This window comes from Streptomyces sp. NPDC059166 (assembly GCF_042755185.1).
Taxonomy (GTDB): domain Bacteria; phylum Actinomycetota; class Actinomycetes; order Streptomycetales; family Streptomycetaceae; genus Streptomyces.
Map to the genome: position 1 here is coordinate 15,805 of NZ_JBHZCI010000050.1, position 11,075 is coordinate 26,879.

The window sequence follows — 11,075 nt, forward strand, 5'->3', positions numbered from 1 at the left end:
ACTACCGCCGCGCCTGCCCGCTCCACGCACCGTCGACCACGTCGGAGTGCGGGAGCTGACTCAGGTGAAGCGTGGCCGCACCACGACCAGCCGAATCGATCCGGGAGAGTACACATGCCGGGCGTTGGTCTCTCAACTCGCCGACGTGTGGATCGAATACCACCACAAAGCAGCGCTGAAGAACAGTGACAGGTACCTGGGAGCGATTCGCTCGTTCGCGAAGTTCCTCGGCCCTTATCTGACCGCTCTGGGCCTGAACCCCGCGGACGCACGCCTCGACACCGACCACATCGACCTCGCCGAAGCCATCTACGCGTGGGAGAACGACCTCCTCACGCAGTTCCCGGAGAACTCGTCGCAACCTTGGCAACTGTCACGCTCGATGCTCGCGTTGGTTCACCACTGGGCTGAGCGCGATGCACGCGTGCCGGAGAAGCTGCGTAGGCGCGCGGGGGCGCCGCCGACCCTGCGCAAGGCCACCGGGGAACCGCTGGACGAGTTCTCCAATTCCGAACGTCTCGCGCTCAAAGGCGCTGCCCAGGACGATCTGAGAACTCTTGAGAAGCGTCTTACCCGGGGAAACGAGCTCTTGGAGGCCGGAAGAGATCCGCGCGAGTTCGGATGGAGGGAACTGCCGAATCTGGTCTGGGCCGCCCGACACCGTCTGCTGACCATGGATGAACTCCGTGTTCACCTCCCTGCACATGCCAAGCACTGGCCCCAGGAGCTACGGGAAGCACGGCCGACCGACAGTGGTGCGCTTGGCGGCTTCTACGGCCTCTTACGGGGAGTGCATGCCTTGCTCTTTCCGCAGGAGCTGGATCTGCACCCGTTTCGGGTCCTGCTGTTGCTGGCCATGCTCGACTGCACCACCGAGGAACTGCACGCGCTACGGGTTCCAGACCTTGAATTCAGCGATCAGGGCGTCCGTATCGTCCAGACCAAGAACCGCGCGGATCGCGTTCGGGCCGACTACCACGTAGTCGATCAGTTGGAGAAGGGCGAGGTACCTGGGGAGCTCGCCTACGAGGGCCGAGGCGCTTGGGACGTTCCTGGTCTGCTGCGACGCCTCATGGCGGCCACCGCGCTGACGCGCGAGGTGTTCGGCGGCGAGCCATGGCTGTTCACCGCGGTCGAATATGACAAGAACCGCAGCACCATGGATGCTCGGTTCGCTCGCTTCGTCGATCCGGGTCGCCGCTTCACGCACTGGATCGCCTCGCACGTCGACGCGGCCGGAGAGCCTGTCCTGGCCATCTCCGAACCGCACGCGGCACCCCGGCTGCGCAAGACCGCGAAGACCACGCGCGTCGTCGCCCTGGGAGGCACCTTGTCCGACATGGCGGGGGATGATCACAGCATCCAGGTGTTCCAGGGCCACTACGCCCACGGCACCACCGCGCGGGTCCTGGCCGGAGCGGCGATGAACCGCGCCCAGACGCTCGTGTTCGACCGACTCGCCGCCAAGCCGGTTCTGGTCGACCCCGATGTGCAGTCCCGCCTCGGCGAACCGGAGGTCGCCCAGGCCCTGGGGGTGAGCCCTGAACTGGGTGCCGCCCTGAGCGCCGGTGAGCTCGACATGGGCGTCACCAACTGCAAGAACCCGCACGACTCACCGCACAGCACCCCCGGCAAGCTCTGCCATGTCGCCCCGGCCATGTGCATGATCTGCACCAACGCCGTGGTGTTCGTCTCACAACTGCCGCAGCAGCTGCTGCTCTCCGACCACATCGAGCGGATGCGACTGACACAGCCGCCGAGGGTCTGGGATGCAGTATGGGGACGCCAGGCCAAGGCGCTGGCCGAAGTGTTCGAGGAATGCGCTGAGCACCTTCCCGCCGCGCGCCGGGCCATCGAAGACCAGGACATCCGTCTGAATCTGTCGTTGGGCATGCGAACGGAGTACGACCGATGACCGTCCTCGCCGCAACGGACAGGCCGGTATCCCGGACCTTCGCCGACGACGAACCCGTATACAGCAATATGCCTGGGCAACTCCCCGACGTCCGCGGTCCGGTCTTCGGGCGCATCGACGAGTGGCCCTGCGACTGCCTCAGACGGCCGGCGAACAAGAGCCCAGCACAGTGGAAATGCGTGTTCCCGCTCGACCCGGTCTGGAACTTGCGCGCACGAGAAGTCGCGTTCAGCATGCTCAACCCCAACCACCAGGCCCTGAGGAGCGCGGGCATCTTCCTCCCCAGGAAGAAATGGGCCCCCGCCACGGTCATCAAGGTCTGCTTCAGCATGTCTCAGCTCGGTACCTGGGCGCTTCACGAAGGGATGCCGGACAACCTGCACTTCTGGTCGGTTGAGGACTGGCAGGGCTACATCGACCACTGCGCATCAAGCACGAAACCGGAGTCGGTACGGAGTGCGGTGGGAGCCGTCCGCCACTTGGTCCGCTTCTCCTCCATCCTGACGGGCACCGACTCTCTGGAAGACCCCTGGCCAGGACAGACAGACAGCGACGTCGCCAAGGTCGCCACCCGTGACGAGCTGGCCACGCCCTCGATCCCGCCGGAAGTCTGGTGGCCGCTCCTCCGGGCTGCATGGTCCTATATCGACCGATTCTCCGCGAGCATCCTGGACCAACGCGATCGCGAAGCAGAGCGGGCCGCAACAGCGCCGACGGAACCAGCCACCCTCAGCGCTGAAGGCATCAACCGCCAGCTGGAGTTGTGGCTGACCAACCCGGCCAATCTGGTACCCGTCAGCGACCGCGACGCCAGGTTCAACCCGAAGGGAACCCCCATCTGGAGCTCCTTGAGCCGAGCGGTGACAACAGGGGCCAGCTCCACGGCCTTCGCGACCAAGAACAACAGGCAAGGCATGGAACGTCGGCAGAAGGTCCTGCGGATGATCGAGGAGACAGGCCGGATCCGGCCTGTCCGTCCCGCCGAGGCCAAGCAGTTCGAGTCGGCCTACGCCGACTACGGGACCCGCCGTCGCTCGTCCGAGGCTATGGACGCCATGCTCCAGGATTGGCTCGGCGATCCAGCGAACCTCATCCCCGTCCATGCCGAAACGAGCCGGCTGGCTCCCGGGGAGCCGGTGTGGTCCGCACTGGAGGGCCTGCTTTACGACACCTCGGAACGGGTGGATGTCTTCGGCACCGGAAGCAAACAAGGTCGGCGCCGACGCGATCTGGTGCTGCAAGCCGCAGTCGGAGAGCGCCGGATCGTCTACTGGGACAAGCAACTGGCCAGAGACCTGCGGATGCTTCGGGCATCCTGCTACATCTTCGTTGCAGCGCTGAGTGCGATGCGGGACAGCGAGATCCAGGAAATCCAGCGCGGCGCGCTCACCCAGCACTACGGGTCTCCGGCGATCAGCTCCCGCAAATCGAAGGGGGATTCCTCCAGGCCGCAGGCCAACTGGTGGGTCATCGAACCGGTCGCACAGGCCCTGGCGGTGGCCGAGCGATTGTCCTGGCACGAGACCCATGTCTTCGCCACGATGACACCGCCGAGCGAGGGCGGATCTGCCGGACGAGGACGAGCGGGTATTTCCGCCGCCGACGACATCGACTTCTTCATCGAGACGGTGAACGCCACCAGGCACCTCACTGGCGTGGAGGAGATCCCTCCCGGGCGGGTACGTCCGCACATGTTCCGAAAGACCATGTCGATCATCGCCAGCCAGCAACCGGACGGCGAGATCGCCCTGGGGATCCAGCTCAAGCACGCCGCGCGCAGGGCACTGGCCAATCGTCTCACCGGCGCCTACGGCAAACCCGATGCCAAGTGGGCGAAGGAGTTCGACACCGATCTGCAGACCGCGGCAGCGCAAAAGCTGGTGCGGCTGCTCCAAGCCCGCCGGTCCGGCGCCACCATCGCGGTCGGACCAGGTGCAACCCGCTTCCACGCCGGGCTCGACAAGGTCAACGCCGCAATCGAAGCGAACCCGACGCTGCGGGCCCACATCGCAGACGAGCGGCTGGAGATCACCCTCCTGCGGGACGAGTTCGCGAACCTCCACCTGGGCACGGTCAACCACTGCCTGTGGAACGCGCCCACGGCAGAGTGCCAGAACCAACTCCCACCTGCTCAGCGCGGCCAGGGCCCACTGCTGGGTGCCTGCCAACCGTCCCGATGCCGCAATTCAGTCCTCACCTTGTCGCACGAGCGGATCTGGCGCATGGAGGAGGCCGACCTGGTGGAGCTTTTGAAGAAGAAGCTCTCCAAGCCGCTACGAGAACAGGCCCAGACGCGGCTCGCCGAAGTCCGCTCTGCCACCTCGCAGATCGACAAGCTGAAGGAGAACATCTGATGCCTGTGTCCGCAGTCACCACCGCGAAACTCAGGGAAGCCATGACCCGGCTGCTGGCCGGAGCGCCCCTGTACAGCGACGGCGCGCTCACCAAGGAGAATCTGGCCCGCGAGGCCCAGGTCAGCCACGCCACCGTCCACCGAGCCGAGGACATCCTCGCCGAGTGGAACGCCCGCATCCCGCAACCAGTCCTCCGTACGCCCGGCGAGGTCCAGCGCGACGAATCCATCGCCGAGCTGAAGGGAAAACTCAGAAAAGCCAGCCAGAAGGTCACCGAGCTGCAGAGCAAGCTCGACGCCCTGGCCACGGTGACGGCCAACCTCTACCACGAGAACATCGAGCTGAAGAAGAAGCAGAACACTCGGCAGCAGGGTCGCCTCGCCGCCCTCACCAGCGAGATCGATTCTCACCGTTGACCCCTCGCGCCTGGCATTCCAGCTGACCAGTCGCCCCCGGGGCGGGGACGGGGTTGAGATTTACTGGTAGGCGATCGTATACAACTGTCGTCAGCTCCCCGCGGAGCGCAGTCCGGGAGCATCAGTGATCTCGGCCGGCAGCGGGGCGCCCCTTGGGACCAGAGCCAGCACATGCTCGGATCTGGAATTAAGCAATCGCCCGCACGTCGATGGCTCCCGTAAGGTATGCGGGTTGTCGTGGTGAAGAGGCGGTTCGGGACGTGGCACCCAGGGCAGTAACGCGGGAGCAGTTGGCGAGTGCGGCGCGGGTCGCGCTGGGCGGCGGACGGCGGCTGGAGGCGGTCGAGCGGATCGCGGGCGGCAGCAAGAAGGGCGTGTACCGCCTGGTGATGGACGATGCGACAACGGCGGTCGCCTACCTGTGGGACGACGCCGAGAACTACTGGCCGGCGGCCGAGGGCGACGACGACCTCACCGACCCGTTCTCGCCCGGTCTCGGGCTCGATCTGTTCGAGGCTGCGCACGCGCGGCTGTACGCACTCGGTGTCCTCGTTCCGGCGATCCGTCTCGTCGATCGCGACGGCGCTCACTGCCCAGCCGACCTTGCCATCGTCGAGGACCTCACGGGCGAAAGCCTGGAGGAGTTGCTCGCCCGCGACCGGCACGCGGCTGCTCCGGTCATGGCCCGGCTCGCGGAATCGCTGGAGGCGATGCGAAGCCACCGGGCACCGGCGTACGGGAAGGTGGCCGTGGTCGACGGAGGAGGAACGTCGCGCGGTACGTCGTGCGAGGGGGTAGTCCTCGACCGTGCGCTGCGGGACCTCGCCGAGGCAGCCTCGCGCGAGCCACGGATCGCGAGCGCCCGCGACCGACTGGAAGAGCGGCTGCTGGGCCTGGCGGCGGCGGTGCGGCCGCGCGCGGAGTACGCGGCCGTGCACGGTGAACTGGGACCCGACCACGTGCTGGTGGACGCGGACGGGAATCCCGTGGCGATCGACATCGAGGGATTGATGTACTTCGATGTCGAGTGGGAGCACGTGTTCCTGCAGATCCGCCTGCACGATGCCTACCGGCCGCTGGCGGTGGCCGGATTGGACGAGGACCGGCTCGCGCTCTACATGCTGGCACAGCGGCTCTCGCTGACGGCGGGACCGCTGCGGTTGCTCGACGGGGACTTCCCCGACCGGGCCTTCATGGCAGGCATTGCCGAGTACAACCTGAAGCAGGCGCTGGAACTGGTCCACGCCTGATTTTCCGGGTGTCTCAATGCTGGGACTTTGACGCTCTGCGGCGCTGAGACACCCAGGCTCCCCTGCAGTGGCTGTGCCTTGTTCCTTGAAGCGCCGCGATGAGACATCTGAGGCATTGAGACATGCGAACTGTTCATAACGGCGGCACGGTCGAGTCGGACGACGGGGAGAGCCCGCGGCAGGGCGCCCGCAGGGAGACCCTGGAGGAGATCGGGCTGGACCTCGCGCCGGGCAGGCTGCTCGCCGTCGACTGGGCGCGAGGGGCGGGGCGTCCGCCGATCGTCGCCTACCTGTACGACGGCGGGGTGCTGACCGGGGAGGCGTTCGACGCGATCCGGCTCCAGGAGGAGGAACTCGTCTCCTGGCGCCTGGTGGAACGCGAGGACCTTCCTGCACACCTGCTGGGCAGCCTGGGGCTCCGTGTGGCAGCGGCGTTGGAGGTGCTGGACTCCGGGGCGGGCCCGGCCGAACTCGAGGACGGGGTGCCGGTCTCCGGCTGAGGTGAGGCGCCGGGGCCGGACGCCTGGGCAAATCCCCTCGCGTCGGCCCGGGGCCTTTCGTAGGCTCGGGCCATGACTCTCGTCGCGATCCTCAGCGGAGCCGGAATCTCCACCGATTCCGGCATTCCCGACTATCGCGGCCCGCAGGGCCTGTGGCGTCAGGACCCGGAGGCGGAGAAGCTCGTCACGTACGACTTCTACATGGCCGATCCGGAGATCCGGCGACGCTCCTGGCAGATGCGGCGCACCAGCGCGGCCTGGAACGCCGAACCGAACAAGGCGCATCACGCGGTGGCCGCCCTGGAGCGTTCCGGTGTTCCCGTCCGGGTGATCACCCAGAACGTCGACGGTCTGCACCAAGCGGCCGGACTGCCCGCCCGGAAGGTCCTCGAACTGCACGGCACCGCACGGCGGGTGGTCTGCACCCGGTGCCATGCCAGGTCGTCGATGGAGGACGCGCTGGCACGGGTCGACGCCGGTGACGCGGACCCGTCGTGCACCGCCTGCGGCGGGATCCTGAAGTCGGCGACGGTGATGTTCGGCGAGCGGCTGGACCCGGAGGTACTCGCCCAGGCGATGTCGATCGCCAAGGCGAGCGAGGTGTTCGTCGCCGTGGGAACGACGCTCCAGGTGCAGCCGGCGGCCTCGCTCGCGGGGATCGCCGTGGAGCACGGAGCCCGCCTGATCGTGGTGAACGCCGAGCCGACGCCGTACGACGAACTCGCGGAGGAGACCGTCCGCGAGCCGATCGGGACGGCGCTTCCCGCGCTGCTCGAACGGCTCGCGGCGGAGCACGGCGGCGCCTAGGGATCTCCGGCGCCCCCGCTCACCGTGGCGGTGCCGTCAGTGCTGGATCAGGCCGCCGGTCGGCACGGGATCGACGTGCCCGGTCGGCGGCCGTGTCCGCGCCAGGGCGAGGCCGATGTCGACGAGGGAGGACCTGCGGAGCCCCACGACGTCGTCCATCGGCGTCCAGACCACGGCATCGGTCTCTCCGTTCGGCTCCGGCCGGAGCCGGCCGCCCGTGATCCTGGCCCGGTAGAAGACTCCGACGTTCTGGTGCTCGGGGCCGCCGGGTACGGTGCGCTCGGCCGAGGGGACCACCCGGGAGTCCACGCCGAGCAGTTCCTCGACCACCGCTTCGTAGCCGGTCTCCTCGGTGATCTCCCTGGTCACCGCGTGGAAGGGGTCCTCGGCGTGCTCCACCTTCCCGCCCGGCAGCGACCACAGCGGCTCCCCCGCGGCGGGTACGGCGCGCACCAGGAGGACCCGTCCGTCCCGGACGCAGACGGCGTAGGCCGCCAGCCGGAAGCTCATCCCGCGCCTCTCCCCCTCGCCCGTCAGGGCCCGCTCGTGGCCTCAGCCCTCCAGGCCCGGCCTGACGCGCCGGGAGGGGCTGAAAGCGTACAGGGCCGGGCTCTCCGGCGGGTCCGGGACACCGGGGCCGTCCGGCGGCGCCCGGGCGCCGCCGGCCCCTGAAGGCGCTCCCCCGGAGCTGTGGCCGGTCTTCGCCGGACTCCGGCCGGGAGGGCCGCCGCAGATCCCGTGGGGTAGTGTTGAGGGCTGCGAAGGGGAGTAGCCCTGCAAACCGGTCGTCGACACACTGGAACCCCCGGGTTCCCGGTGGCCGGGCCCGAGGATCGTCACGGGCGGGCGAGACCTTCGGTCAGGTATGACACGCCCGCACCCCCGCGGGCGCTGCGGTCATGCCGGGCCGAGTGGTCCTCCGGACAGCCCGAGCGGCTCTTCGCGGAACGCCCGGGCCCGGCCCACACAGAAAGCCACCCGGAATGCATCTCGACCCCCTGGCGATCCTCACCGCCTTCGGGCTGATCTTCCTCGCGGAGCTCCCCGACAAGACGATGTTCGCCTCACTGGCCATGGGCACGCGCATGCGGCCCCTCTACGTCTGGTTCGGCACGTCCTCCGCGTTCATCGTGCACGTCGCCATCGCGGTCGGGGCGGGCGGGCTGCTGGGCCTGCTGCCCGGCTGGATCGTCAAGCTGGTCTCGGCCGCCCTCTTCGCCTTCGGCGCGTTCATGCTGCTGCGTGGAGGCGGCGGGGACGAGGACGAGGACCAGGAGGTCAAGACGGTCACCGGCTTCTGGCCGGTCTACTCAACCGCCTTCATGGCGGTCTTCATCAGCGAGTGGGGCGACCTCACCCAGATCACCACCGCGAACCTCGCCGCGAGCAACGGCACCTGGTCGACGGCGATCGGGTCCGCGGCGGCACTGATGTCGGTCTCCGCACTGGCCTTGCTGGCCGGGCGGTTCATCGCCAAGCGTGTCCCGCTCAAGACGGTGCAGCGCGTCGGCGGACTCTGCATGCTGGCCCTGGCGATCTGGTCGGTCATCGAGATCTTCACCGGCTGAGCCGGGTTCGGGGCCCGAGGGCCCGTCCGGACCGGCCCGGTCCGGCGGTGAGGGCCTCCGGCCCACCCGCTCCACGGGCCGGGGCGGCTCCCTGCGCACTGCGCCGTGGCGGTGGGATCGTGCCCGCCGTACGGCGGGCGCACCGCCGTGGCCGGACCGGGCGCCGGGCACGGGGACGGTGCCTCCACGGCGGGCCCCACGGTCAGAACAGGGCGGGCGTCCCGTTCCCCGCCCCCTTCTCGAACTCGAGCAGCCGCTGCTTGCGGTCCAGCCCGCCGCCGTACCCCGTCAGACCCCCGGAGGCTCCGACCACGCGGTGGCAGGGGACGATGATCCCCACCGGGTTCCTCCCGTTGGCCAGACCCACCGCCCGGGAGGCGCCCGGTCTGCCCAGGCGGTCGGCCAGTTCGCCGTAGGACCGGGTCTCCCCGTACGGGATCCGTACGAGCTCCGCCCAGACGGCACGCTGGAATTCGGTGCCGCGAAGGCTCATCGGCAGGTCGAACTCCGTCAGCTCCCCCGCGAAGTACGCGGCGAGCTGGCGGACGGTCTCACCGAACGGCCGCGGATCCGGATCGCCGAAGGTCTCCTCGGGCGGGCGGTGCCTCTGGCCGGTCATGTACAGGCCGGACAGCACACCGTCGGTCGCCACGAGGGTGAGCGCCCCGTACGGGCTGTCGACGACCGTGTGCCGTCTGGTTGTCGTGTCTGTGCTGGTCATGGTGCGTTCCTCAGGCGGGGAGATGGTTGATGGGGTGGCCGTCCACGGTCCACAGGTACTGCACGGCGTACGCGCGCCAGGGGCGCCATCCGGCCGCGCGCGCGGTCAGCGCGGCCGGGGTCGCGGGGAGCCCGAGCCGTTCTGCGGCCCGTCGGATCCCCAGATCGGTCGGCAGGAAGGCGTCCGGGTCGCCGAGGGCGCGCATGGCGATGACCTCGACCGTCCAGGGCCCGAAGCCGGGCAGCTCGGTGAGCTGCGCGCGTGCCCTGTCCCAGTCGGTGCCCTCGTCCAGGCGCAGCGAGCCGTTCGCGAGGGCGGTCACCAGGGTGGTCAGCGTGGCACGCCTGCTCCGCGGCAGGGCGAGCGCCTCCGGATCCAGTCCCGCCAGTGCGGCGGGCGTCGGGAAGAGATGGGTCAGCCCGCCCTCGGGGTCCTCGACCGGCAGCCCGTGCGCGCGGACCAGGCGCGCCGCGTGGGTGCGGGCGGCCGCCGTGGACACCTGCTGCCCGAGTACCGCGCGCACGGCGAACTCGGCCGCGTCGACGGTGCGCGGCACCCGCCGGCCGGGCGCGGAGTCGACCAGCGCCGCCAGCTGGGGATCGGAGCGGAGCTCCCCGTCCACGGCGACCGGGTCGGCGTCCAGGTCGAGGAGTCTGCGGCAGCGGCTGATGGCCTGGGTGAGATCCCGGGGGTCGGTGAGGGAGAGCCTGCAGTCGATGTGGCCGGCGCCCGGGGAGAGCGCCACGATGCCGTGGCCGTGCGGGAGGGTGAGCGTGCGGCGATAGGCGCCCTCGCGCCATTCCTCGACCCCCGGGACGGCGGTCGCGGCGAGGTGCCCGAAGAGGTTGCCGGGGGTGAGCGGGGCCCGGTACGGAAGCCGAAGCGCGATGACTCCCGGGGTGACGGGGGCCCGGCTCCCGCGAGCGGCCCGGGTCCGCAGCTCGCCCGGGGCGAGGGCGAAGACCTCCCGCACGGTGTCGTTGAAGGTCCGGACGGACGAGAACCCGGCCGCGAACGCGATCTCGGCCATGGGAAGCCCGGTCGTCTCGATGAGCACCCTGGCGGTCTGGGCGCGCTGGGATCTGGCCAGCGCGAGCGGCCCCGCACCGAGTTCCGCGAGGAGCTGGCGTTCGATCTGCCGGGCCGAGTAGCCGAGCCGGGCGGCCAGCCCGGTCACGCCCTCCCGGTCGACCACCCCGTCCTGGATGAGGCGCATCGCCCGGGCGACGGAGTCGGCCCGGGCGTTCCACTCCGGGGAGCCGGGAGTCGTGTCCGGGCGGCACCGCTTGCACGCCCTGAAGCCGGCCTGCTGACAGGCGGCGGCACTCGGGTAGAAGGTCATGTTGCCGGCCTTCGGCGCCACCACGGGGCAGCTGGGCCTGCAGTAGATCCCGGTGGTCAGGACCGCCGTGAAGAACCAGCCGTCGAAGCGGGCGTCCTTCGACCGGACGGCCCGGACACAGCGGGCGGTATCGGTGTGCATGGTTCAAGCATCACCCGGCGGGGTCCTCGAGGCTGGCGGAAATCCGACATCCACCTCGCGG

At 69.4% G+C, this 11,075-nt stretch carries 9 protein-coding genes and 1 pseudogene; 7 read left to right on the plus strand and 3 right to left on the minus strand.

Annotated features, from left to right (window positions below; translation table 11 throughout):
* Window positions 1–64: 64 nt before the first annotated feature.
* From ACFXOA_RS28585 to ACFXOA_RS28610, 6 genes and pseudogenes are all read left to right on the plus strand, one after another.
* A complete protein-coding gene (locus ACFXOA_RS28585; RefSeq protein ID WP_385034434.1) occupies window positions 65–1,915 on the plus strand; it encodes a hypothetical protein in 1,851 nt (616 codons plus the stop codon).
* Window positions 1,912–4,269 (plus strand): hypothetical protein, encoded by a 2,358-nt coding sequence (locus ACFXOA_RS28590; protein WP_385034435.1) that lies wholly within the window; start codon window positions 1,912–1,914, stop codon window positions 4,267–4,269. Before ACFXOA_RS28585 ends, ACFXOA_RS28590 begins: the two co-directional genes overlap by 4 nt.
* A complete protein-coding gene (locus ACFXOA_RS28595) occupies window positions 4,269–4,685 on the plus strand; it encodes a hypothetical protein (RefSeq protein ID WP_385034437.1) in 417 nt (138 codons plus the stop codon). Before ACFXOA_RS28590 ends, ACFXOA_RS28595 begins: the two co-directional genes overlap by 1 nt.
* Before the next feature lie 260 nt (window positions 4,686–4,945).
* Window positions 4,946–5,935 (plus strand): phosphotransferase family protein, encoded by a 990-nt coding sequence (locus tag ACFXOA_RS28600; RefSeq protein ID WP_385034439.1) that lies wholly within the window; start codon window positions 4,946–4,948, stop codon window positions 5,933–5,935.
* A 140-nt stretch (window positions 5,936–6,075) separates the two neighbouring features.
* A pseudogene (locus ACFXOA_RS28605) lies at window positions 6,076–6,435 on the plus strand (NUDIX domain-containing protein); the annotation flags it as partial.
* A gap of 72 nt (window positions 6,436–6,507) precedes the next feature.
* Window positions 6,508–7,242 (plus strand): NAD-dependent deacetylase, encoded by a 735-nt coding sequence (locus tag ACFXOA_RS28610; RefSeq protein ID WP_385034441.1) that lies wholly within the window; start codon window positions 6,508–6,510, stop codon window positions 7,240–7,242.
* 36 nt (window positions 7,243–7,278) lie between these two features.
* Here the strand turns inward: ACFXOA_RS28610 and ACFXOA_RS28615 are convergent, their stop codons facing one another.
* A complete protein-coding gene (locus ACFXOA_RS28615; RefSeq protein ID WP_385034443.1) occupies window positions 7,279–7,752 on the minus strand; it encodes an NUDIX hydrolase in 474 nt (157 codons plus the stop codon).
* A 473-nt stretch (window positions 7,753–8,225) separates the two neighbouring features.
* Between ACFXOA_RS28615 and ACFXOA_RS28620 the strand changes: the two genes are divergently transcribed.
* Window positions 8,226–8,810, plus strand: a complete 585-nt coding sequence (locus tag ACFXOA_RS28620; protein WP_385034445.1) for a TMEM165/GDT1 family protein — start codon at window positions 8,226–8,228, stop codon at window positions 8,808–8,810.
* Window positions 8,811–9,012: 202 nt separating this feature from the next.
* On the opposite strand, the gene ACFXOA_RS28625 is transcribed toward ACFXOA_RS28620, so the two are convergent.
* Window positions 9,013–9,531, minus strand: a complete 519-nt coding sequence (locus ACFXOA_RS28625) for a methylated-DNA--[protein]-cysteine S-methyltransferase (protein ID WP_385034447.1) — start codon at window positions 9,529–9,531, stop codon at window positions 9,013–9,015.
* Between the two features lie 10 nt (window positions 9,532–9,541).
* On the minus strand, window positions 9,542–11,014 hold the full coding sequence (locus tag ACFXOA_RS28630; protein WP_385034449.1) for an AlkA N-terminal domain-containing protein: 1,473 nt from the start codon (window positions 11,012–11,014) through the stop codon (window positions 9,542–9,544).
* Window positions 11,015–11,075: the final 61 nt, after the last annotated feature.